At 72.6% G+C, this 25,319-nt stretch carries 11 protein-coding genes; 5 read left to right on the forward strand and 6 right to left on the reverse strand.

All coding sequences use genetic code 11. The annotated features are described in order from the left end of the window. Positions 1-87: 87 nt before the first annotated feature. Positions 88-1,152, forward strand: coding sequence for a LacI family DNA-binding transcriptional regulator (locus tag ACZ7M7_RS31230; RefSeq protein WP_472122559.1), 1,065 nt, complete (start codon positions 88-90; stop codon positions 1,150-1,152). Here the strand turns inward: ACZ7M7_RS31230 and ACZ7M7_RS31235 are convergent. Genes ACZ7M7_RS31235 through ACZ7M7_RS31250 form a run of 4 tightly spaced genes read right to left on the reverse strand, consistent with a single transcriptional unit; the run spans position 1,115 to position 5,742 of the window. Further along, positions 1,115-2,515 carry a glycoside hydrolase family 32 protein gene (locus ACZ7M7_RS31235; protein ID WP_472122562.1) on the reverse strand — a complete coding sequence of 467 codons (1,401 nt, stop codon included), beginning with the start codon at positions 2,513-2,515 and terminating at the stop codon, positions 1,115-1,117. The two genes, ACZ7M7_RS31230 and ACZ7M7_RS31235, sit on opposite strands and share 38 nt — an antisense overlap. After that, on the reverse strand, positions 2,512-3,366 hold the full coding sequence (locus ACZ7M7_RS31240; RefSeq protein ID WP_383606089.1) for a carbohydrate ABC transporter permease: 855 nt from the start codon (positions 3,364-3,366) through the stop codon (positions 2,512-2,514). The genes ACZ7M7_RS31235 and ACZ7M7_RS31240 overlap by 4 nt, the downstream gene beginning before the upstream one ends. A gap of 13 nt (positions 3,367-3,379) precedes the next feature. Beyond that, entirely contained in the window at positions 3,380-4,336 is a 957-nt protein-coding gene (locus tag ACZ7M7_RS31245) for a carbohydrate ABC transporter permease (protein WP_383606086.1), read from the reverse strand. After that, positions 4,333-5,742: an extracellular solute-binding protein gene (locus ACZ7M7_RS31250; protein ID WP_472122566.1), complete on the reverse strand. Its 1,410-nt coding sequence runs from the start codon at positions 5,740-5,742 to the stop codon at positions 4,333-4,335. The genes ACZ7M7_RS31245 and ACZ7M7_RS31250 overlap by 4 nt, the downstream gene beginning before the upstream one ends. A gap of 169 nt (positions 5,743-5,911) precedes the next feature. Between ACZ7M7_RS31250 and ACZ7M7_RS31255 the strand changes: the two genes are divergently transcribed. Together ACZ7M7_RS31255 and ACZ7M7_RS31260 are read left to right on the forward strand one after the other, a co-directional pair. Further along, positions 5,912-7,462, forward strand: coding sequence for a glycoside hydrolase family 32 protein (locus ACZ7M7_RS31255; protein WP_472123303.1), 1,551 nt, complete (start codon positions 5,912-5,914; stop codon positions 7,460-7,462). A gap of 104 nt (positions 7,463-7,566) precedes the next feature. Then, positions 7,567-8,541 (forward strand): TauD/TfdA dioxygenase family protein, encoded by a 975-nt coding sequence (locus ACZ7M7_RS31260; protein WP_472122569.1) that lies wholly within the window; start codon positions 7,567-7,569, stop codon positions 8,539-8,541. A 27-nt stretch (positions 8,542-8,568) separates the two neighbouring features. Here ACZ7M7_RS31260 and ACZ7M7_RS31265 read toward each other — a convergent pair whose 3' ends face one another. Further along, a complete protein-coding gene (locus ACZ7M7_RS31265; RefSeq protein WP_472122572.1) occupies positions 8,569-9,447 on the reverse strand; it encodes an alpha/beta fold hydrolase in 879 nt (292 codons plus the stop codon). A 187-nt stretch (positions 9,448-9,634) separates the two neighbouring features. Here ACZ7M7_RS31265 and ACZ7M7_RS31270 point away from each other — a divergent pair, with 187 nt between their 5' ends. Next, entirely contained in the window at positions 9,635-12,019 is a 2,385-nt protein-coding gene (locus ACZ7M7_RS31270; protein ID WP_472122574.1) for an AfsR/SARP family transcriptional regulator, read from the forward strand. A 131-nt stretch (positions 12,020-12,150) separates the two neighbouring features. Further along, positions 12,151-24,261 (forward strand): amino acid adenylation domain-containing protein, encoded by a 12,111-nt coding sequence (locus ACZ7M7_RS31275; protein WP_472122577.1) that lies wholly within the window; start codon positions 12,151-12,153, stop codon positions 24,259-24,261. Here the strand turns inward: ACZ7M7_RS31275 and ACZ7M7_RS31280 are convergent. Continuing rightward, the gene (locus ACZ7M7_RS31280) at positions 24,206-25,246 is read right to left on the reverse strand and encodes an LLM class flavin-dependent oxidoreductase (protein ID WP_472122580.1); all 1,041 of its coding nucleotides are present in this window, start codon (positions 25,244-25,246) and stop codon (positions 24,206-24,208) included. The genes ACZ7M7_RS31275 and ACZ7M7_RS31280 overlap by 56 nt on opposite strands. Between the last annotated feature and the right edge of the window lie 73 nt (positions 25,247-25,319).

A 25,319-nucleotide genomic window follows, 5' to 3' on the forward strand; every position in this document is an offset into this window, starting at 1 on the left:
CTTCCCTTGACTGTGTCGTGCATCCAGCGTCACGGATAGGGTGAGCGGTGATCAACCGGAACGGCGGGGACGAGGGCAGCGGACGGCATGGGCGGCACCGAGGAGAAGCAGCCGGCGGGACCCGGGCGTCCCACGTCGCGCGACGTCGCCCGGCTGGCCGGGGTGTCGCACACGGCCGTCTCCTTCGTCTTCAACGGCCGCGCCGAGGGCAACCTCTCGCCCGCCACCCAGGAGCGGATCCGCCGCGCCGCGACCGAGCTGGGCTATCGCCCGGACCCCGTCGCCCGAGGCCTGCGCCGCCGTCGTACGGCCGTGATCGGCCTGGTCACCGACGAGATCGCCACCTCGCCCTTCGCGGGCCGGCTGCTGCGCGGCGCCATGGAGACCGCTTGGGACAGCGAGCACCTCGTGCTGACCATCGACTCCGGCGGCGACCCCGCCAAGGAGGACGCCGCCGTCGCCGAACTCCTGGACCGGCGGGTGGACGGCATCATCTACGCCGCGATGTCGCTGCGCCGCGTCCGCGTCCCCGAGGGCCTGCACCGCACCCACTCCGTCCTCGCCAACTGCCTGCCCGAGGACGACTCCCTGCCCGCCGTCATTCCCGCCGAGCGCGCGGGCGGTCGTACGGCGGCGCGGCTGCTGCTGGACGAGGGGCACCGCAGAGTCGCCATGGTGGGCGGCCAGGACGACATCGCCTCCGTCGACCGGCTGCGCGGCTTCCGGGACGCGCTGCGTGCCGAGGGGATCACCGTCCCCAAGGAGTGGGTCGGGCGCACCGGCGGCGAGATCGCCGGCGGGTTCGAGGGCGCACTGCGCGTCCTCGACGGCGTCCCCGCCGACCTGCGTCCCACCGGGATCTTCTGCTACAACGACCGGGTCGCGGCGGGCGCCCTGCACGCCGCGACCCGGCTCGGCATCGCCGTTCCCGGCGAGTTGTCGGTGGTCGGCTACGACGACCAGGAACACATGGCCGAGTTCCTCACCCCGCCCCTCACCACGGTCGCGCTGCCCCACCGGGCCATGGGCGACGCGGCCGCACGGCTGGTCCTCGACGCCATCGACACCGGCAGGACGCCGCCCGCGACGGTGCGGCGCCTGGCCTGTCCGGTGATCAGCCGCGCGTCGGTGGGACCAGCTCCCAGCCGGTGACCTCGGCCCCCGCTCCGGTGACGAGGAGATCGGGGATGTCGTCCGGCCGCCGGTAGACCCGCTCGGTGACCACCGCCCGATCGCCGACGAACAGCTCCAGCAGCGAGCCGTCGACGAGGACCCGCACCTTTCCGACCGGCACCCGCACCACGATCGGCCCCGATGCCTCACGTCCTGTCCGGGGCCAGTCGTCACGGTCGAGCGTCACGGTGCCGGCGTCCGGGTCCAGAACGACCGTCAGCTCGGCGCCCGAGGCCGATCGGAGCAGACTGACGGTGGTGCGGCCGGATGCGGTGACGGTCAGGTCGTACGCCTCCGGCAGTGCGGTGGGGCTGCCCCCCGACGTGGCGAACGGCTCGGCCGCACGCAGCAGTTCGAGCTCCGGCGCCGGTACGACCCGCAGGGTCCCGTCCGGGTGCACGTCGACGACCCTCGGTGCGGTCAGGACCCCGGCCCAGCCCACCCGATCGACCTCGGCCTGATCACGGGCCTCCCACGACCAGCCCCACATCAACGCCCGGTCCGGTTCCTGGAGCACTGCGGGGGCGTAGAAGTCCCGCCCGTGGTCGAGCCGTCCGCCGGTGCGGGCCTCGAAGCGCAACTCCCCCTCGCCGTAGGACTGGAGACGCCCCGTCAGATAGCCGGTGGTGCAGGGGTTTCCGTCCCACAGCGACAGCACCAGCACCCAGTCGCCGCCCGCCGTCGAGTACAGCTGCGGGCACTCCCAGCCCACCGCCCCGTCCCCGAAGGCATCCGCCGCGACCGGGTCGTCACCGTCCAGGAACACCCCCGCGAACCGCCAGTCGGCCAGGTCGTCACAGTCGTACAGCAGCACCGAAGGCGTCCCGTCGGCGTGCCCGGCGCCGACCAGTGCCCAGCGGCGTCCGCCGCTCCTGAACACGAACGGGTCGCGGAACATCACCACGTCCAGGTCGGCGGGCGGGCCGGTCACCACCGGTGTAGGCAGCGGCTTCCAGTCGGTCAGCGTCTCGTCCTCCGGGACCACCGCGCGCGCCAGGCAGATCGTGCCGAGGCCGGTGTGGTGGCGGTCGACGCCCGTGTACACCGCGGTCGGTGTGCCGTCGTCGTCGACCACGCACCCGGACCAGCAGCCCGCCTCGTCCGGGCCGCCGGGCATCGGGGTGAGCGCGATCGGATGGTGCTCCCACCGGACGAGATCGGCGCTGGACACATGTCCCCAGTGCACGTTCGAGTGCACAGGAGCGGCCGGATTGTGCTGGTAGAAGAGGTGATGGCGGCCCCGCCAACGGAAGGGCCCGTTGGGGTCGTTGATCCAGTGGGCGGGGGGACGCACCCGGAAGCGCGGGGCGCTGGGATCCGGGAACCGAGCGGTGTCGCTCAACGGTTGACTCCTGCGGACGTGATGCCCTCACGCAGAGGACGCTGACCGACGACGAACACGGCGACGGCGGGGATCATGGAGAGGACGACACCGGCGAGCACCACGGAGATGGAGCCGGTGCCGAGGTTGCCCTGGAGGGAGACGAGGCCCAGCGGCAGCGTGTAGTTCTGGCCGGAGGTCTCCAGGATCAGCGGGCGGAAGAACTCGTTCCAGTGGTAGTTGAAGGCCAGCACACCGACGATCGCGAGACCGGGCGCGGCCAGCGGCGCGTACACCGACCGGAAGATCCGCCACGGCCCGCAGCCGTCCAGCATCGCCGCCTCGCCCAGGTCCTTGGGCATGCCCAGGAAGTACTGGCGCATCAGGAACGTGCCGAACGCGGTCGGGAAGGCCGGGATGATCAGACCGAGCAGGGTGTCGGTCAGCCCCATCGACTTCAGCACCAGGAACACCGGCACGATCGTGACCTGCAACGGCACCATCATGGTCGCGAGGACCAGCCCGAACAGCGGCTTCTTGAACCGGAATTCGAGGCGCGCGAAGGCGTATCCGGCCAGTCCCGCCGTGATCATCTGGCCCACCGCGATCAGCGCGGTCACCAGCGTCGAGTTCAGGGCGAGCAGCCAGACGTCGATCTGGTCGAAGACCCCGCGGTACGCCTCGACGGACGGGTCCGTAGGGATGATCCTCGGCGGCAGGTCGAAGGCCTCGGCCGGGGTGCGCAGCGAGGTGGAGACGGTCCACAGGACCGGGCCCAGGGTCAGCAGCGCGCACACCGCCAGCGCGACGATCCGGGCCCACGGCGCGAGCGAGTGCCGGGTTCGGCTCAGGGACGGACTTGCTTGGCTCATGGGACTCACCGGCTCACTGGTAGTGGACGAAACGCCGGCTGAGCCGGAACTGGAGGGCGGTGACCGCCATGATCAGCACGAACAGCAGCACGCCCACCGCCGAGGCCTCGCCGAACCGCAGCTGCTCGAAGGCGCTCTCGTAGATCACCATCACCGCGGTGCGGGTGGCGTCACCGGGACCGCCGTTCGTGAGGACGTAGGGCTGCTCGAAGACCTGGAGCGCGTTGATGATGCCGACCACCGACGCGACCAGCAGCGTGGGGGACAGCAGGGGCAGCGTGACGTTCAGGTGCTTGCGCAGGCCGGTCGCGCCGTCGAGGGAGGCTGCCTCGTGGATCTCCTTGGGGATGTTGTTCAGGCCTCCGACGAACAGCAGGAACGAGAACCCGAACTGCTGCCAGACGTAGACCAGGATCACCGTGGTCATCGCCGCGTTCTCGGACGTCAGCCAGGGCACCGGAGCCACGCCCACGAGTCCGAGGAGCCAGTTCACGACACCGAAGTCCTGGTTGAACAGGTACTTCATCACCACCGAGATCGACGCGGCGGACAGCACCAGCGGGAAGAAGAACGCCGACCGGAACACCGAGCGCAGCCATACCGGCATCCGCCCGTTCACCGCCAGGGCCAGCACCAGCGCGATCAGCAGTTGCAGCGCGACCGCGAACACCATGAAGACGAGCGTGTTGCGGAAGGAGACCAGCACGGTCGAGTCGGTGAAGGCCTCACGGTAGTTGGCGGCCCCGGCAAAGCTCGGGGAGTCGATGACGTTCCAGTGGAAGAGGCTCAGCACCACCGATCCGACGATCGGCACGACCGTGAAGACGACGATGCCGACGATCGTGGGCGCCAGGAACAGCGTGGCCAGCAGCCGCGCGCCACGGTCGCGGGCGGAGGGCCGGACCGTGGCGGCCGGTGGAGCGGCCGGCTGCTTCGGCCGTACGTGGTCCGGTATCCGGGTGTTCGTCATACGTCACGCTCCATGGCCTTCTCCAGATCGGCCTGCATCCGGCGCAGCGCGGGGGCCACCGCACGCCGGGAGGACAGCGCGGTACCGGTGTGCTTGAGCAGCACCTGCTCGACCTCGGCGACCTGCGGCGGCGCCGGGATCGGCCCGGTGTCGGGGAACTGATCGAGGGTGTCGTAGAAGACCTGCCAGCGGTTCGGGCCGGTCTCGCGATAGCGGTCGGCAGTCAGCATCGAGCGGCGCGCCGGGGTGGTCTGGTTGGTCGTGAACAGCCGTGTCAGGGTGTCGTGGCGGGCGGCGTACTTGATGAACTCCCACGCCTCCTCCTGCCGCTTCGACGTGCGCAGCAGCGCGTAGCCGGCGGCGCCGTACTGCATGCGCTGGGTGCGCCAGCGAGGGAAGTACTGCACGTCGAAGCCGTCGGCCGGCATGCCCGCCAGATGCAGGCCGCCCGCCCAGAAGCCGCCCGCGGGCGTGACCCCGACCCGGCCGGTGGAGAACACGCCGATCAGGTTCTGGCCGTTGCCGCCCTCGGGGCGCGTGCACAGCCCCTCCTGGATGAGGGAGGCGAGATAGTCGTACGCCTCCTCCACGCGCGCGTCGGATGCCTGCGGCGTCGTCCACCGGAAGCCGCCCCCGCGTCCCTGCCGCTGGGCGGCCGGGTAGAAGGAGTCCCACAGCCAGGCGCCGCCGGGTGCCTTGGACTCGGCGAGCAGGTTGGTGTCGTTCGCGAACAGCCAGGGCACCACGCCGCCCCACAGGCGGTTGGTCCAGAAGTACGGCGTGAACTGGGAGCCGCTGGACCGCTTCATGTCCCGCAGCAGCGCGGTGAAGTCGTCGCGGGTCCAGTCGGCCGCCGGGAAGTCCGCTCCGGCCCGCCTCAGCACCTGGTTGTTGAGGTAGATGTCGGCCGCGTTGAACTCGACCGGCAGCTGGTAGAGGCTGCCCTCGTACATCATCGACTCCACCAGCGAGGGATGGACGTCGGTGAAGTACTCGCGCAGTTCCTCGGCGTCCCGCCGCACCCAGTCGTCGAGCGGGACCCCGAGACGCTGCGCGAACAACTGGACGCCCTCGGTGGCGACGTAGACGAGATCGGGCGCGGTGCCCGCCGCGATCTGGGTGAGGATCTTCGCGAAGAAGTCCGACCAGTCGACGGCCTGCACCGCGTTGATCCGCAGCTTGATGTCGGGGTGGACCTTGCTGAAGCCCTCGGTGAGCGTGCGGACGGCCTTCGGTCCGTAGGCGGGGCCGAGCGTGGCGACGACGAGGGAGCCGTCGTCGCGGCCGGGGATGTCGGCTCCGGTGAGCCGGTCCCAGCTCGCGGCGGTACCGGCCAGCGCGGCGGCTCCCGCGCCGTAGGCGCCGTACCGCATCAGGGTGCGGCGGGTGAGGTGCGAGTCGGTCATCTAACGGGCCTAACTCGTGTTAGTCGAGTAGTGATGCCCCAGATGATGGGAAGCGGCCCACGGCCCTGTCAATAGGTGCGAACCACTTGACCTTTAACGAGTTAGGTCCCACAGTCCTGATCCCACGAGCCACCGTTCTGACGCCTCAGACGAGAGGGAACGATCCGTGATGCGAGGGATGTCCAGGAGAGCGCTGCTCGCCGGTTCCGCGGCGGGTGCCTCGGCCGCGCTGCTGCCGACCGCACCCACAGCGGCCGCCAGGCCCAGGAAGGCGGCAAGCACCTGCGCCAGCTACCGAGCCCAGTACCACCTCACGGTCCCCGACCAGTGGAAGAACGACCCCCAGCGCCCGATCTGGATCGACGGCGAGTATCACTATTACTACCTGTACAACCCGGACTATCTCGCCGGGGGCACCACCACCGGCACCGCCTGGCGCCTGGCCACCAGCACCGACCTGGTCTCCTTCACCGACCGCGGGATCGCCGTGCCGAAGGACACCACCCCCAACGGCGACGTCTGGTCCGGCTCGGCGGTGATCGACACCGACGACACCGCGGGCTTCGGCGCGGGCGCGGTGATCGTCCTCGCCACCATGGCGCCGGACGAGGTCACGCAGGCGCAGTACCTGTACTACTCGACCGACGGCGGCCGCACGTTCACGCCCCACGGCACCGACCCGGTGCTGCCCAACCCCGGTGTCCGGGACTTCCGCGACCCCAAAGTGATCCGGGACGAGGAGCGCGGGCGCTGGGTGATGACGCTCGCCGAGAACGACAAGGTGGGCTTCTACCACTCCACCGACCTGAAGTCCTGGAGGTACGTCAGCGGCTTCGTCAAGGGCGGGATCGGCGTCCTGGAGTGCCCGGACCTGTTCCGCATCACCACCGACGACGGCACCGCGAAGTGGGTGCTCGGCGTGAGCGCCAACGGCAAGGGCTCGGGACTGCCGAACACGTACGCCTACTGGACGGGCTCCTTCGACGGCACCGCTTTCACCGCCGACGCGGCCGACCCGCAGTGGCTCGACCACGGCTGGGACTGGTACGCCGCCGTCACCTTCGACAAGCACCGGAGCGACGGCTCGGTGGACCCGGCCGTGCGCTACGCGATCGGCTGGCTCAACAACTGGGACTACGCCAACACCACGCCCACCATCGACTGCGACGGCTTCAACGGCACCGACTCGATCGTCCGCGAGATCACCCTGAAGCGGGGATCCAGCGGTACGTACCACCTCGCCTCACAACCGGTCGCCGCCCTGCACGACCACGTCTCCCGCACGGTGGACCTGGGCGACCTGGAGGTCACCGGCACCCGCGTGCTCGACTACCAGGGCACGGCCTACGAGGTGACCTGCGAGATCACCTGGGACCAACTCAAGGGCGCCGGACTCCAGTTGCGCCGTTCACCCGACGGTGCCCGCCATGTCGACGCCGGGATCTACGGCGACTACGCCTTCCTCAACCGTCGCCCCACCGTGAACCCCGACGCCTCCGGCAGGTGGCAGGAGAGCCACAGCCCCTTCGACCCGTCCGCCCGCACCGTGCGGCTGCGGATCCTGGTCGACCGTACGTCCGTCGAGATGTTCGTCGACGACGGCCGGTACGTGCACTCGTCGGAGGTCTTCCCGTATCTGATCGACACCGGGCTCGCGCTGTTCACGGTCGACGGTACGGCGGTGTTCCGGAACACGGTGATACGGGAGTTCGCGGTCTGAGGCTCTGTCGTGGCCCTGTCGCCATGCCCGCCGAACACTGCCACGATCTTCCTGGAACCGGCTCGGACCGGAGCCGGTGCGGACGGACGACCGACGGAGCGGGCATGACGAGGGACAGGGCCACAGCGGACGGGACGGAGCCGATCGCGGGGATCGAGGTGCGACCGGTCGCCGGGCACATCGGGGCGGAGATCACGGGCGTCGACCTGGCCGGGGAGCCGGACGAGGCCGTGGTCACCGCGATCCGGGCGGCGGTGCTGCGCTGGAAGGTGGTGTTCTTCCGGGGACAGCGGCTGGACCATGCCGGGCATGTGGCGTTCGCGCGCCGGTTCGGCGAACCGGTCGTCCTGCGCAAGCGGGGCAGCGCGTCTCCGGTGGACTTCCCCGAGATCGAGACGACCGCCGACCGGCTGGAGCTGGGCGGGAAGTTCGGCATGGAGCACGACGAGTGGCTGCAGCGCCGCCGGCACACGCTGCTGCGTGGCTGGCACTGCGACCACGGTGCCCGCATCGACCCGCCCGCCGCGACGATCCTGCGCGCCGAGACCGTACCCCCGTACGGCGGCGACACGACCTGGTCGAACCTCGCGGCCGCGTACGCCGGACTCTCCGGCCCGGTACGGGAGTTCGTGGACGGGCTGCGGGTCGAGCACCGCCTCGGCGTCGGCTATCAGCCCCGGCCCGGCGACGACGCGTACGTCCGTCATCTGCTGGACCACCAGGTCGCGACCCTGCATCCGCTGGTCAGGGTCCACCCCGAGACGGGGGAGCGGATCCTGTACGTCAACGGCTACTACGTCGAGCAGATCGCCGACCTGTCGCGGGCCGAGAGCCGGGCGATCCTCGACATGCTGCTGGAGCAGGCGGTGCGCCCCGAGTACACGGTCCGTTTCCGCTGGGAGCCCGGCAGCGTGGCCTTCTGGGACAACCGGGCCACCATCCACCTCGCCCCCAGCGACAACGCCCACCTCGACTTCCCCCGGACCATGCACCGGGTGATGCTCGCGGGGGACGTGCCGGTGGGGGTGGACGGCAAACCGTCGGAGCCGATCACCGGGACCGAGCGGGGGCGCTGGTAGCCGGCGCCCCCGGTGCGCGCACAGCGCTCAGCGGGCGACCAGGTCACGCAGCGCCTTCACCATCTCGTCCGGCGCCTCCTCGGCCATGAAGTGACCGCATGTGACCGTGGTGTGCCGCAGATCGGGCGCCCAGGCACGCCACAGCGCTGCGGCGTCGAAGCCCAGGGCGGCGCCCCAGTCCTGCTGGAGCACACCGACCGGCATCCGGAGCGTGGTTCCGGCCGCCCGGTCGGCCCGGTCGTGCTCGACGTCGACGCCGGCCGAGGCCCGGTAGTCCGCGACGATCGAGGGCACGGCCTCGCGGCAGGCCGCCAGGTAGGCGGCGCGGACCTCGTCCGGCACGGCCCGCCGGTCGGACGTCCAGATGTCGAGGAAGTGGCCGAAGAAGTCGTCCGGCGCCGCGCCGATCATGCGCTCGGGCAGGCCGGGCGGCTGGGCCATCAGATAGAGGTGGAAGCCGACGGCGGCGGTGACGCCGTGCATCACCTCCCACATGTCGAGCGTCGGCAGCACGTCGAGGCAGGCCAGGTGGGTGACCGTGGCGGGGTGGTCGAGCGCGGCACGGAAGGCCACCAGGGCGCCGCGGTCGTGCCCGGCCAACGCGAAGCGCTCGTGCCCGAGTTCATGGGCCAGGGCCACGATGTCCGTGGCCATGGTCCGCTTGGAGTAGACGGTGCCGTCGGTCTCGGCAGGCTTGTCGCTGGCGCCGTAACCGCGCAGGTCCGGGCAGATCACGGTGTGGTCGGCGGCGAGGTCGGCGGCCACGTGGCGCCACATCAGGTGCGTCTGCGGGAAGCCGTGCAGCAGGGCTACGGGCGGGCCGGAGCCGCCGACGGCCGTGTGCAGGGACACGCCGTCCGCCACGGGGACGCGGTGGTGATCGAAGCCGGGGATGACGGGTGGCATGGCTCCGCTCCTTCCGATGTTGGTCGATTGGTGGAGGATCTCTGCGAGGGGTTCTTCTGTGAGGGGTTCTTCTGCGGGAGGGCCTGTCGGGAGACTCCTCGTGAGGGATCTTGTTCCTCGATCGTCCCTGGGGCGGATGAGCAGTGAATGAGCAGCGCCCGGGTGACCGAGGCGGCGGACGGAGGTGATGACGGACGTGGACCTTGGCTTGGCTTTCGGTGTGCTCGGGTCCGTGACCGCCTGGGACGCGGACGGGAACGTGATCGCCCTGAAGGGGCCGAGACACCGCTCGGTGCTGGCCCGGCTGATCGTCGCCCGGGGCCGAGTCGTGCCCGTCTCCCTCCTGGCCGACGACCTCTGGACGGACCCGCCCGCCGACGCCGTGGGTGCTCTGCGCACCTTCGTCGCCGCACTGCGCCGCGCCCTGGAACCCGACCGCCCGCCCCGCGCTCCGGCCCGGCTGCTGGTCACCGACGGTCCGGGCTACGCCCTGCGCGCCGGGACGAACGCGGTGGACGCCTGGCGTTTCGAGCAGACGGTCGCCGACGCCGTGACGTGGCTGCCCACGGAGGCGACCGTACGGCTGGACGAGGCGCTCGGCTGGTGGCGCGGCCCCGCCTACGCGGAGTTCGCCGACCAGCCGTGGGTCAGGGCCGAGAGCCGCCGCCTGGCCGAGCTGCGCCTGCACGCCGTGGAGCTGCGCGCCGAGGCCCTGCTGACCCTCGGGTCGGCCGACCGGGCGGCCGCGGACCTTCAGGCGCACGCGGCCGAGCATCCCTGGCGCGAGAACGCCTGGCGGCTGCTGGCCCTGGCGCTGTACCGCACGGGCCGGCAGGCCGATGCGCTGGAGGTGCTGCGGCGGGCACGGGGGCTGCTGAGCGAGCAGCTGGGTATCGACCCGGGGCCGGGTCTGCGGTCTCTGGAGACGGACATTCTCCGGCAGGCCACGCACCTCGACCCGAGCGACGGGCTCCGCCAAGCCGAGCACTTGGTCCAGAGCGGGCGTCTCCGCCGGGACGAGCACCTGGACCAGGCTGAAGGCCTTCGCCGGGACGAGTCCCTCGGTGCGGCCGAGCCCCTTCGTCCAGGTGACTTCCTCGGCCGGGCCTGGCACCTCGATCCGGGCGACTCGTTCCGCCATGCCGAGTACCCCGACCAGGGGGACAACTGTCGCCAAGCCGAGGACCCCGGCGAGGGGGACCACCGTCGGCAAGCCGGGCACCTCAGCCGAAGTGACGACCGTCGCCAGGAGCACCTTGGTGAGGGTGAACCCGGTCGCCAAGCCGAGCACCCCGGCCAAGGCGACCACCCTCGCCAAGCCGCCGACCTCCCCCAGGCCGACCCCGACGCCCACACGTCCACCCCGGCCACCCGAGTCTGGGAGCAGGTGGCCGCCGCCTACGACCGTGCCGTCGCTCCCGGTGCCCGTGCCCGCCTGGAGTCCTCGGCCGGTCTGCTGCGCGGCCTCGCCGTGACCGGAGGCGGCGGGCTGCTGGCTGCCCGGGAGCATCGGGTCGCGGCCATTGCGGCGGCCGAGGAGCTGGGCGACGCCGAGCTGACCGCCCGGGTCATCGGGGCTTACGACGTCCCGGCGCTCTGGACCCGCCTCGACGACCCGGAGCAGGCGGAACATGTGGTCGCCGCCGCCGAACGCACCCTTGTCGCTCTGCCCGCCGAAGGCCACGAGGCGGCCAAGGCCCGGTTGCTGGCCACGATCGCGCTGGAGTCGCGCGGCACCCCGCACGCCCGTGGCCCGCAGGCCGCCCGCCAGGCCGAGGAGATGGCTCGTCGGCTGGACGATCCGGCGCTGCTGGCGTTCGCCCTGAACGCGGCGTTCATGCAGTGCTTCGACAGCACCGGGCTGGCGTCGCGCCGCGACGGGATCGGTGCGGAACTGGTCGCCCTCGCCACCCGCCACGGCCTGACCACGTTCGAGATCCTCGGCCACCTGATCCGGCTCCAGGCCCGCAGCGCTTTCGGGGACTTCAACGCGGCGGACCGGCATGCAGCCGCCGTGGACGCGCTGGCCGTACGCCACGAGACGCCGCTGGTGGGTGTGTTCACCGGCTGGTACGCCACACTGCGACTGGATGCCACAGGCCGGGCACCGGTGACGGAGGTGGCGGCGGCCTACCAGGAGGCGGCCACCCTGTTGCACGGCGCGGGCATGCCGGGCCTCGCCCAAGGCCTGCTGCCGCTCGCGCTGCTGTGCCTGCGCGTGCGGCACGCCCAGCCCCTCCGCTTCGACGACGACACGGACTGGGGCCCCTACGCCCCCTGGGCGCACCCCCTGCTCCTCATCGACCGGGGCCACCGCCCCGAGGCCGCCGAGGCCCTCCACGCCACACCCGAACCACCCCACGACCTCCTCCAGGAGGCCCTGTGGTGCCTCACTGCCCGAGCGGCCCTGAGCCTCGGCGACCGGCCGACCCTGGCACGCGCCCACACCGCCCTCACCCCGGCGGCGAACGAACTGGCCGGAGCCGGCAGCGGGTTGCTCACCCTGGGCCCGGTCTCGGCGTTCCTGCAGGACATCACCGCTGCCCTCGGCGGAACAGCCGTCACCAATTGATCATTTCGCCCGGTGAACCGTTCGACGAGACTCCTCGTCGTACAGGTGAATGATCGACAACGCTCAGCGCGGGTACCGGACCCCGCCGGGCACGTCCGCGGGCCCGCCCCGTGCGATGAGGAAGGAAGCGCATGCCGACTCCCGGGCGCCGTACCGCCGACACGCTCCTCGACGTCTTGCTGCACGCCGCCGAGGAGGCCCCCGGGCAGGTCGTCGTCCACGTCCGCGGAGACGGCGGCGAACGCACGGTCCCCTTCGCCGGACTCCGCGACGACGCCCTGCGCGTGGCAGGTGGTCTGCGTGCGGCGGGACTGGAGCCCGGCACACCTGTGCCTCTCCTCGCGGGTCTCGGCGAGGACTTCCAGCCGATGTTCTGGGGAGCGTTGGCGGCGGGACTCGTGCCGGTGCCGCTCGCTCCGGAGCCGCGTCGGGTGGGGCCGGTGTGGGAGTTCCTCGGCAGGCCCGCCGTCGTCGTGGACGCGACCACGGAAGCGCTGCTCGATGAGATCCCGGGACCCGTGCACGCGCTGCGACTGGGGGAGCTGCGCGAGGCCGGCCCGCCCCGCTCACTGCCCCGGCGCGGGCCACAGGACCTCGCGTTCCTCCAGTTCTCCTCCGGCAGCACCGGCGCCCCGAAAGGCGTGGAACTCACCCACGAGGCCGTTCTCGCGAACCTCCGGCAGATCCGTACCGCCATGGCGATCACGCCTGACGACGTGGTGGCGAGCTGGATGCCGTACTTCCATGACATGGGCCTGATCGGCACCCACCTCGTCCCCATGGCGGCGCGCCTGAAGCAGGTACGACTGGAGCCGCTGACCTTCGCCAAGCGCCCGGCCCGCTGGCTGGAGGCGGCGGTCAGGCACCGGGCGACCCTGCTGTCGGCGGCGAACTTCGCGCTGGCGCTGGCGGCACGGCGGGTGCCGGACAGCACCTGGGCCGGACTGGACCTGAGCGCCGTACGCCTGATGCTCGTGGGCGCGGAGCCGATCGCGCCGCGCGTGTGGCGGGAGTTCACCGCGAAGGCAGGCACCGCAGGACTGGACGCCAAGGCCATGCTCCCCGTGTACGGGCTGGCTGAGGCCACGCTCGCGGTGACCGTGCCCCCGCTCGGCGAGACCGCCGTGCCCCTGCGACTGGACCGCGCGGCGCTCAGCCGTGGCCGGGCCGTTCCCGCGGAACCTGGCCCGGACGCCGTCGAACTGATGGACGTGGGCCGTCCCGTCCCGGACTGCGGGGTCCGTGTCACCGACGATTCCGGCGAGCCGCTCGGCGACCGGCGGATCGGTCACATCGAGGTACGCGGGCCTCAGCTGGCTCGCGGCTATCACCGGGCGCCCGAGGCGAGCGCGGCCGCGTTCGACGGCGGCTGGCTGCGGACGGGCGACCTCGGCTTCCTGAACGAGGGCCGGCTGTGTGTCACCGGTCGGCACAAGGACGTCGTCTTCGTCGGCGGCCGGACTTTCCACGCCCCCGACCTCGAGGAGACCGCCGCCGCCACCCCGGGACTGCCCGGAGGGACGGTGGCGGCGATCGGGTCCACCGATCCGGACACCGGAGCCGACCGGGTCGTGGTGTTCGTGCAGTGGGCACGGCCCGCCTCGGCCACGGCCCTTCCCGTGCTCGACGCGGCGGCGGCCCGGCTCCGGGAAGCGCTGGGCCACGACGACGTAAGGGTGTTGCCGCTGCCGCCGGGGGCGTTTCCCCGCACGACGAGCGGCAAGCTGCGGCGCGCTGTGATGCGCGAGCGGTTCGAGGCGGGTGCGTATGCGGAGGTCGAGGGGCGGTTGTCGACGGCGCGGGGCGTCGCCGGTCAGGCCGACCAGGCTCCGGTGGGCGACGCCAGGCAGGCGCCGACGGATGGGGCTCAGGAGCAGGAGCTCGGTCCGCAGGGTGGCGCTGTGCCGCGCTCGCGAAGCGACGTCGAGGAAGCGATCCGGGGGATCTGGGCACGGACGCTGGACCTCTCACCGGCGATGATCGACCGGGACGACCGCTTCTTCGCCCTCGGCGGCTCCTCCCTCAAGGCGATGGCCGTGCTCGCCGGGATCGAGGACACGTTCTCCGTCACGGTGGAGCCTCGCGTGCTGCGCGACCATGACAGCGTGGCCGCACTGGCTGGGCATGTGCTGGCTCTGCTGTCGGAGGGTGACGGGGCGTCGGGCAACGGCGTGAGGGCGGTCACGGACGACGGTCGGGTGCTGGAGCCGGCGGCCGCGGAGCCGGGGCATCAGCCGGTCGGGGACCCTGCGCGAAACCGCCCGGTGGCGGTGCTCGGCATGGCCTGCCGGTTCCCCGGCGCGGACACGCCGGAGGCCTTCTGGGAACTGCTCGCTTCCGGCCGGGACACGATCACAGTCGTGCCGGGGGAACGCTGGGAGGGCGAGGACGGAGGGAACGCCGCGGGGACCGAGAAGACACCCGGTGCTCCCCGCTTCTCCGGCTCCTTCCTCCCCGACCCCGCCGCCTTCGACGCCGCCTGCTTCGGCATGGACGACGAGGAGGCCCGTGCCACCGACCCACAGGCCCGGGTCTTCCTGGAACTCGCCCACGAGGCCCTGGAACGCGCGGGCTACGCGGGGCCGCGCCGGACCGGCCGCAAGGTCGGGGTGTTCGCCGCGGTCGGCGACAGCGGCTACCGCGAGATCCTGGCCGCCGCCGCGCACGGCGACCTGGCAGCCCATGCCGGCGCGCTCACCGGCAACCTCCCCAACCTGATCGCCGCCCGCCTCTCCCAGGCACTCGACCTCGACGGCCCCGCCCTGGCGGTGGACACCGCCTGCTCCTCGGCGCTCGTGGCACTCCACCTGGCCCGCCGCAGCCTCCAGAGCGGCGAGTGCGACATCGCCGTCGTCGGGGGCGTCCAACTCGCCCTCACCCCAACCGGCCACCGGCTGCTCGAACAAGCTGGTGCGCTCTCCCCGACGGGCAGCAGCCGCCCCTTCGGCGCCACAGCGGACGGAATCGTGCCCGGGGAAGGCGGAGCGGCCCTCGTCCTCGCCCGCCTGGACGACGCGCAGCGGGCGGGGGACCCGGTCCTCGCCCTGGTGCGCGGCACGGCGGTCAACAACGACGGCCGCTCGCTGAGCCTGCTCGCTCCCAACCCGCGCACCCAGCGCGAAGTCATCACGCAGGCGTACGGCGAGTGCGGCATCGACCCCGAAGCGGTGTCGTACGTCGAGGCGCACGGAACCGGCACTCCGGTCGGCGATCCCGTCGAGGCGCAGTCGCTCGGGCACGCGTTTGCGCCCCGCGCGGACGGGCTGCCCCGCCTGCTCGGCTCGGTCAAGGCGAACATCGGTCACCTGCTGAACGCCGCGGGCATGCCGGGCCTGGTCAAGACAGTCCTGGCGCTCCAGCACCGCGAGGTCCCGCCCTCCCCGAACACCACTCCGCCCGCGCCGTACCTGCAACGCGTCGCACCCGGCTTCGAACTCGTCACCGAGCAGCGGGAATTGCGCGCACCAGGGCCCCTCATCGCGGGCGTCAACGCCTTCGGCTTCGGCGGCACCAACGCGCACGCCGTTCTGGAGGAGGCGCCCAGGCCAACCATCACCGCGAGGCCCGCCGTTGACGGCCCGCACCTGCTCACCCTGTCGGCGCGCAGTGCCGACGCCCTGCGCGCCGCCACCACCGATCTGGCCGCCTGTGTCCGCGCGAATCCGGACCGGCACGAGGCGGACATGTGCGCCGCCGTGAACACCGCGCGCGACGACGGTCCCCACCGTCTCGCCGTGGTCGCGGACGGCGACCTCGCGGAACGCCTCGACGCGGCCCGCGCAGCGGACTTCACGGTCGCCCGGTCCCGCCCCCGGACGGTGTTCCTCCTACCGGGCCAGGGCGCACAGCGGCCCGGCCAAGGACGTGCCCTGTACCGATCCTCTCCGGTGTTCCGGGACGTCCTGGACGAGGCCTCCTCGCTGACGGGCCCCATACAGGGGCGCTCGCTCGCCGAGTGGTGCCTCGATCCCCGTATGGACTCCGAGGAGTTGGCCAGGACGGAGGTGGCCCAGCCGCTGCTCGTCGCCTTCGGGGTCGGCCTGGCCCGGCAGTTGGCGGAATGGGGGCTGTCGGCCGACGCGGTGGCCGGGCACAGCGTGGGTGAGATCGCGGCGGCGTGTGTCGCCGGGGTGCTGACCCTGGACGAGGCGGTGGGGTTCGCCGCGGAGCGCGGCCGGCTGGTGGGTGAACGGGCCCTCCCCGGAGCCATGGCCGCCGTCAGGGGCGACGAGGCCACCGTCGCCGAGCTTGTCTCCGCATCCGGCGGCTCGCTGAGCGTCGCCGCCGTCAACGGGCCCGATCAGGTGGTGATTTCGGGTGCCGGGGACGCCGTCGACCGTGCCCTCGCCGAACTGAGGAGCCGGGGCGTGGCCGCACGTCGGCTCCGTGTCTCGCACGCCTTCCACTCACCGCTGCTGGAGCCTGTCCTCGAGCCACTCGGGGACGCCGCGAAGGCACTGACGGTCAAGTCGGCGACCGTACCGATGCTGAGCACGGTCACCGGTGACTGGCGACCCGACCTCACGCCCGCCTACTGGCAGGCGCATGCCGTCCAGCCGGTGCGGTTCGGTGCGGCCGTGGCGAGGCTCCTGGAGGAGGGGTACGACACCTTCGTGGAGCTCGGCCCAGGGAACACCCTGGTCGGGGCCGTCCGCGCCGTCGCGCGGGCCCAGGATGCCTCGGACGTCTCGGCATCGACGACAGGGCTCCCCTCAGCCCCGGACCGCGATGCCGACCCCTCCGGTGCGCGGGCGCTGCTGGAGACGGCGGGCCGACTGTGGTCACGCGGGGCTGCCCTGAACCGCGTGGCTCTGGACCGGACGACCCGGGCCGGCAACCGTTCTGCGGTGCCGGTGCCGACGTACCCCTTCCAGCGCACCCGCCACTGGCCGCGCAAGCCCGACGCCACGCCCATGGTGCAGCGCCTCGACTGGAGGGACGCACCGCTCACGCCTGCGGCCGGGCCCCGCGTCGTGCGGCTGATCGGCGGCGACGAGGGGCTCGGCCGGGCTCTCGCCGAGAGGCTCACCGACCGTGGCGTGACCGTGCTGGAGGCTCACGGGCCGGCCGACGCGACGGCGGACACCCTGGTGTTGCTGGGAGAGGAGGCAGGCGCCGGCGGCGGAGGCCCGCAGACCCCCGGCGCGGCCATTTCCGCATTGCGCCACGCACTCGACCTGCTCTCCACCGAATGCACCCGCCTCCTCATCGCCACCGAGGACGCGTACATCACCGGCATGCCGCAGGAGTCGGCGCGCCCGACGCAGGCACTCCTGCACGGCTTCGCCCTCGCGCTCCCGGAGGAACACCCCGGGCTCGCCGCCCGCAGCGTCGACCTGTCCTCCCGCGACCCGCTCGACGCCCGGGTCGACGCCCTGGAACGTGAGCTGTACTCCGCCCACGAGCCCGGCGCCGAGGGCGCGGTCGCCTGGCGCTCCGGGCGCAGGGTCAGCCGTACACCGGCCCACGTGACGGACGTATCCACGGCGCGCGCGGACCTGCCGCCGGACGGTACATACCTGATCACCGGCGGAGCCGGAGGGCTCGGTTCCGCCCTCGCGCGCGACCTCGCGGGCCGCGGTGCATGCGAACTGATCCTGACCGGACGCTCCCGGGCCGTCCCCGACGAACTGCTCGCCGATCTCCGTGCCCGGGGCGCCCGGGCCAGGTACCACGCGGCGGATGTCTCCCACGAGGCCGACGTCGACGCGCTGTTCGGCGCGCTGCCCCCGCTGGACGGGGTGTTCCACGCCGCCGGTTCGGTCCGGCCCGGCACCCTCCGCTCCAAGACCGATGCGGAGATCGAGCAGATGTTCGCCGCGAAGGTGCGCGGCACGCTGCTGGTCGCCGAGGCGCTGCGCCGGCACGGCCAGGAACCGGCTGTATGCGTGGTCTTCTCCTCCGTCTCCTCGGTCCTGCCCGGTCTGGCAGGCGCGCTCGGTGACTACGCGGCCGCCAATGCCTTCCTCGACGCCTTCGCCGCCGCCGAGCGCGCGGCGGGCCGGCCCTGGCTGGCGGTCGGGTTCGGGCCGGTGGCGGACGCGGGACTGGCCGCCGGGTCACCGGCCGAGGCGCGGCTGCGCGCCCGCGGACTGAGTCCCATGACCACGCGGGCAGCGATCGCGGGACTGCGGACGGCCGTCGCGACCGGTGCCGCGCACTTGCTGGTGAGCCCCGCGCAGTCCTCAGTGGTTGCCGCTCCGGGCCGCCCGCCGGCTGCGACCCGTCCGTCCCAGGCCGACAGCTCGCCTGCCGCCGCCCCTTCGTCGCCCGCCGACGCCGCCGCTGTATCCGACCCGGCCCGCACCACCGACCTGATTCGCAGCCTGCTGGCCGAGGCCCTGCACCGCGCCCCGGAGGACATTGGCGACGACGAGCAGTTCCTCAGCCTCGGACTGGACTCGCTCACTGCTGTCGACCTCGCCCGCCGCCTGGAGAGGGAACTCGGACTCCCCCTGCCCGCGACCTTGCTCTTCGAGTACCGTACGGTCGGCGAACTGACCGCCTACCTCGGCGCGCAGAGCCCACAAGCCTCCCACGCGCCCGCCACCGTGAACCGCGACCACGACGACACCCCGCACCCCCTTACGCCGCTTCAGCGCGCCTTCCTCACCACCGAGGAGTTGTACGAAGGCATCACCTCCTACGGCTACCTGCGCCAGACCATCCGCGGCCCTCTCGACCCGGCCCTCCTCGGCCGAGCCTTCGCACAACTCGCTGCCCGCCAGCCCATGTTGCGGCTGCGGATCACGGGAGACGGCACACCGCCACGTCAGTGCGTCACGCCCGTCGAGTCCACCGACCGCGCGCCCCGCTGGTACGAGGTGCACGAGCCGGACGTCACCGCGCCGCCCCTGTCCGACCTCGAACAGCGGCTGTACAACCGCCCGTTCGACCTGACCGCCGAGGATCCGGTGCGTGCCGTCCTGGTCCGCGACGGCCTGGACGAGCACCTCGCCCACCTTCTGCTGGTCGTGCACCACAGCGCCGCTGACGGCTACAGCCTCAAGGTCCTGTGCGAGGAGCTGTGGTCGCTCTACACCGCGCTCGCCCACGGCCGCCCTCCCGAACTACCTGCCCTGCACGCTGAGTTCACCGACTACGCCGCTCTGATCACCGCCGACCGCCGGTCCCCGGCCTTCACCCGGGACCAGCAGTACTGGCGTGACCGCATCGCCGAGCACACAGCAGCGGGCGCGCCGATGACGCTGCCCTACGACGGTGACCCGGAAGCCCTGCCGGCGCCGCCGCTCACCCACCACCAGACGACCGTCGGCACCTCGCTCACGGCGGCGCTGCGGGAGGTGGCCGCCCGGCACGAAGTCTCCCTCTTCCATCTGCTCCTCGCGGTGTACGGCCGCTGCCTCGCCCGCTGGAGCGGACAGGAGGCCGTCGCCGTGAACGTGGCGCGTGCGCGCCGTGAGGCAGCCCTGCCCGGGATCGAGCGTCTCGTGGGCCCGCTCGCCGACACCCTGCCGGTGCTTGCCACCGTCGACCCCGCCGAACCCGTGACCGTACTGGCCCGGCGGTTGCAGCGGATCTGGCACCAGGCGGAGTCCAACGCGACGCTCGCCAGCCCCGACATCGCCGCGCTGCTGCCCACCACGGGCCCCGCCCCGCGCGCGGTCGCCCCGGCCGGGTTCAGCTTTGCCCGCTTCCCGGTGAGCCACGGCCAGGACTGGCCGGTCACCGTGACCCCGACCGCGGCGGCCACCGCCTCCGCCGCGACCCGGCTCGGCCTGCTGTGCTGGGAATCGGACGCGACCCTGCGCCTCTCCTGGAACCACCCCGCGCAGCTCTTCCGGCGTGCGACCGTCGAACGCCTCGCTGGGGAGTATCTGGAGGAACTGCGAGCAGCGGCAGGTCAGTTGATCCCTGCGCAGCGGCTCGACAGCGAAGCCGGGATCGTCGGCCGGCTGTGCGCACAGTTCCGGGCGACACCCCGAGCCATCGCGGTGGACACCGGCCGTACCACGCTCACCTACGCCGAACTCGACGCCGCCACCGGCGCCCTCGCGGACCGGCTGCGGGCGAGTGGTGTGCGCCCCGGTGACCTGGTCGGCCTGTTCACCGAGCCGGGCCCGGACACGGTAGTCGGCGTCGTGGGCATCCTGCGGGCGGGCGCCGGTTGGGTGCCCATGGACGCGACCCACCCCGCGGCCCGGCTGCGGGACCAGGTGAAGCGCACCGGTGTCGGCGCAGTGGTCTGCCACCGCGCGACGCGGGAAGCCGTCGCCGTGCTGGACGGCATCACACCGGTGGCCGCCGACGCACCGCCCTCGACGTCGCCGACTCGGGATGTGCCGCAGCCCGCCGACCCGGACGCCACCGCCTACGTCATCTTCACATCGGGTTCCACGGGCCGCCCCAAGGCCGTCCCGATCACGCACCGGTCCATGGTCAACTATCTGGACTGGTCACTGGCCACCTTCGGCTACCGACCCGGAGACCGCCTCGTGCAGACGGCATCCGTCTGCTTCGACGCCTCCGTACGCCAGCTGCTGGCACCGCTGCTCGTCGGCGCCACCGTCCACACCCTGACCCGCGACCTCCTCCGCGACCCCGAAGCACTGCTGGACCGGATCGTCAACGACCGGATCACGGTGTGGAGTTCGGTGCCGACGCTGTGGGAGCGGCTGCTGACCGCCGCCGAGACCCGAGCACGGCAGGACGGGACGCCCCCGGACCTGTCGGCGCTGCGCTGGGTCCACGTCGGCGGCGAGGCGCTGCCCGCGGCACACGTACGCCGCTGGTTCGACCTGCTCGACGACTGCGGGGGACCGGAGCACCGGATCTCCAACCTGTACGGGCCCACCGAGTCCACCATCAACGCCACCTATCACGTCATCGACACCCGTCCGGCCGACGACGTACGGCAGTTGCCCATCGGCCGGCCGGTCGCGGGGACGGAACTGGCCGTCATCACCGAGGACGGCCGTCCGTGCGCCCCCGGCGAGGCCGGTGAACTGCTCATCGCCGGAACAGGTCTGACAGCCGGATACCTCGGCGAGCCGCAGCTCACCGCGCGGGCCTTCGTCGAGCGCGAGGGGCGCCGCTGGTACCGCAGCGGCGACCGGGTCCGCCGGACCGCGGCCGGGGTTCTGGAGTTCCTCGGCCGCCTCGACGGCCAGGTCAAGGTGCGCGGCCACCGTGTGGAACTCGGCGAGGTCGAGGCCGCGCTGCTCGCCCACCCGGACATCGCCCGCGCGGCCGTGCTGCTGCGCGACGGACGCCTGGTGGCGTACCTCGAACCCCGGTCCGGCACGGCCGAGCCGGACCCGCGCGAGGTGCGCGCGTTCCTGTCCCGTGTCCTGCCGCCGTACATGCTGCCCGGACGCATCCGCACGCTCCCCGCGATGCCCCTGACCGGCACCGGCAAGGTCGACCGCAACCGGCTGGCGGGCGAGCGCGAGGGGACGCCGAGCGCCGATGCCTCCGGCGCGGTCGACGATCACGGTGTGGAGCCCGGCACCCCACCCGCCACCCCGACCGAGCACACCGTTGCGCGCATCTGGTCGACCCTGCTGGACGTACCGGAGGTGACCCGCCAGGACGACTTCTTCGAACTCGGCGGTGACTCCATCATGGTGCTGGAACTCTTCGCCCGCCTGCGCGAGCAACTCCCCGCGGTTCCGCGGCCGACGACGGTCTACACCCACCGCACGCTGAGCGCACTCGCGGCGGCTCTCGATGCCGCAGCCGACACACACGTCCCCGATCCCTCGCCCGAATCGGCGCCGGACTCCACGCCCCCGCAGCTGGCCGGCCCCTGTCCCCTCACGCCGTCCCAGCGCGGATTCCTGCTCGCCGAGGCCATCGACCCGGGGGCGGGCTCCGGCTGGCTCGCCCGGTTCCGGGTGCGCGGGCCGCTGCGCCACGACGTCTTCCAGCGCGCCGTCGACGTTCTGGTCGCCCGGCATCCGATGCTGCGGACCGTCTTCCCCGCTGGCGCCCGTCCGCCGGTTCAGCAGGAGCTGCCGGACTCGTTGCGCCTGCCCGTGGAGACGGAGACCCTCGCGCACCCCGATCTGCTGGAGCAGCGGATCGACGAGGAGGCCGGGCGCCGACTGGAGCCCTGGGCCTGGCCGTTGCTGCGCCTGCGGCTGTTCACCGTGACACCCGGCGAGCACGTGCTCGTCGTCCACGCACACCACCTCATCGGCGACGGCTTCAGTGCCGCGCTCCTCGCCCGGGAACTGCTCACTGTCTACGACCGCCTCGACCGCGGTCTCCCGCACGGCCTGGCACCGCTCGACAGCACCTTCCGCGACCACGTGGCCCTGTCCGCCGCCCGCCCGCGACCGGACGGACCCGAGGCCGAGGAGTACCGCGCCCGCGTTCGTGCGCCCTACACACCGCCCGCACTGCGCCGGCCGGCCACCCAGGAGACCCTCGATACCGAACCGGCCTTCCACACCACGGGTTTCACCCTGGACGCCGCCACGACCGGGGAACTGCGCCGACTCGCCCGAGCAGCACACCGCACCCTGTACGCGCCGCTGCTCACCGCGTACTACCGTGCCCTCGCCGTACTCACCGGACAGCGCGACGTGATGCTCGGCCTCGCCGTCACCGGACGCGAGGAGTCCACGCCGGACGCACACCGGCTGTTCGGCCCGTTCGCGGAAGCGGTGGCGCTGCGCCCGGCCCTTGCCGGAGGCCCCGGAGTCGACCGACCGGCCTTCGCCGACGACTTGCGGCGACTTGCCGCGGAGACGGACCTGGCCAGGGCCGAAGGACCCAGCGACGTGCGCACGGCGACCGGACTGCCGTGCCACGCCCAGTTCTTCTTCACCTTCCTCGACTTCACTTCGCTCGGCACCGAGGCGGCCGGTGCCGGCCTGACCCTGCACGCCGACGAGTCCGACACCTCCCTCGCCCCGCCGCCGGTGGGCACCGATGTGTTCCTCGCCGTGCGGCCGTTGCCGGACGGCGAAGGCCTGCGCCTCATCGTGCGGGCCTCGGCGGCGGCCCTCACGCCGGGCGAAGTCACCCGGTTCGCGGAGGAGATGCGGAAGCAGATGCGGGAGGCGCTGAGCGACACTGCCCCAGCCCGCGCGGGCCGCCGCCGGCGCCCCCACCTCGACGCCGCGCTCGTCGGTTACCTGCCCGCGCCCCACCACCTCGCCGCCCTGGCCGGGCTGCCGTACGACAGCCCCGGCCTCGGGCGCGAGGAGATCCGGGCGCTCCTGTTCCCGGACGGCCGGGCCCGCCTGCTGGAGGAGACCGGCACGCCGCTGGGGAACTCCGGCTTCGTCGCCCTCCCGCTCTTCGCCGACGAACTGGCCCCGGCCGGTGACCTGGCGGCCCGCACCGCCCGCGCCGTAGAGCACGCCGCCTCACTCGGCGCCCGCTGCGTCTCGCTCGCGGGCATGATCCCGTCGCTCACCGGCTACGGCTACGACGTCCTGCGGGAGACCACGACCGGCGCGGAGATCACCACCGGACACGCGTCGACGACCGTCGCCGTGGTCAAGACCGTCCACTCCGCTCTCGCGGCGACCGACCGTCGCCTCGACGGACTCTCCCTCGCCGTCGTCGGATGCGGCTCGATCGGCACCTCGTCCCTACGACTGCTGCTCGCGACGGAATCCGGGCCACCGGCCCGCCTGCTGCTGTGCGACCTGCCCGGCAGCGCCCCGCGACTCGAACGGCTGGCAGCGGACCTGGCGTCCGAGTACCCGCCTGCGGCGATGCCGGTCCAGGTCGTGGAGTCCGGGCTGTCCCTGCCCGCGGAGATCTACGAGGCCGACGTGGTCGTCACCGCCGTCAGCGGGGCGTCGACCCTTCTGGACGTCGACCGGCTCCGCCCCGGCACGATCGTGGTCGACGACTCCTTCCCGCACTGCTTCGACACCGGGAAGGCACTGGACCGGATGGGCAGTCACCAGGACGTGCTGGTCGTGGGCGGCGGCCTGCTGGCCCTCGACGCCACAAAGACGCGGCTCAGCCAGGACCTGCCGGCCGTGGCGAGCGCGGGCTTCGCCCTGCGGCCCGGGATTCCGGCAACCATGGCCTCATGCCGACTGGAGTCACTCCTCCATTCCCACCTCAGGGCTTCCGGCCGGCCTCGGAGTCACCTGCCACTGACCCACGGTCTCGTCGACCTGCCCCGTGCACTGGCCCACTGGGACGCGGCGGAGGCCGCCGGCATCCGGCCCGCCCCGCTGCACCTGCTCGACCGGGTCATCGTCCCGGGCGCCACCCCAGCGCCGGCCCGAGCCGGCCGGCGAGGTCGGTGAGGATCTGCACATAGTCCTCGTGCTCGAAGGTGAAGGGCAGCGCGAACGCCACCTCGTCCACCTCGCGGAACGCGGCGTGGGCGTGGAGGCGTTCGGCGATCTCTGCCGAGGTGCCGACGATGTCCGGAGCGAACAGCAGGCGGGCCGGACCCTGCGGTGACGCGGTGCGCGGGGTGCGCTGCGCGACGTACTCCTCGTACCGCGCGCGCTGCTTCGGCGTCGCGGAGTCGGTGGGGATGACGACGAGGCCCTGGGAGACGCGGGCGCTGTCGCCGTCGGCGTGGTGGGAACGGAAGGCGCGTATGTGAGAGAGCTGGATCTCCGCGAAGTCCGGTGACGTCGACGCCGCGTCCTCGGGGCCTTCCACCTTGACGACGCTGCTGGTCAGGAAGTTCATTCCGTGCTCGCCGGCCCAACGGGCGGAACTCAGGCTGCCGCCGCCGTACCACATGCGGCTGCCGAGGCCGGGCGAGTGCGGCTGCACCCGGTCGGAGAACACTTCGAAGCCCTCGTGCCCGCTGAAGTCCGTGGCCGGCTTGCCCCGCACGAAGTCCAGCAGCCGTCGTACCCGCTCGTACCCGAAGTCCTCGGCGCCGGCCGTGTCCGGGTGGAGGGCCTCCTTGACCCGGTCGTAGTGCATCGGCGGGCCCACGCTCACGCCCGGGTTGAGGCGGCCGCCGGACAGGAGGTCGACCGTCGCCAGGTCCTCCGCCAGCCGCAGCGGGTTCTCCCAGCCGAGCGGGATGACCGCCGTGCCGAATTCGATGCGGCTGGTGCGCTGCGAGGCCGCCGCCAGGACGGCGACGGGGGAGGAGATGCCGTACTGGAGATGACGGTGGCGGAGCCACGCGCTGTCGAAGCCGAGTCGTTCGCCCAGCTCGATGATCTCCAGCGTGGACTCGTGGCCCCGGCGTGGATCCGCCTCGTCGAAGAGCCCGATGGTGAGGAAGCCCAGCTTGCGCAGCGGGCGTGAGGTCGACGGCATGGGCCCCTCCATCATTGAACCTTCAATGGCGTATGGCACTGCCAACTCGATCAACGCCCGCGGTGTTCCCGCC

The organism is Streptomyces sp. NPDC111606, assembly GCF_055656945.1.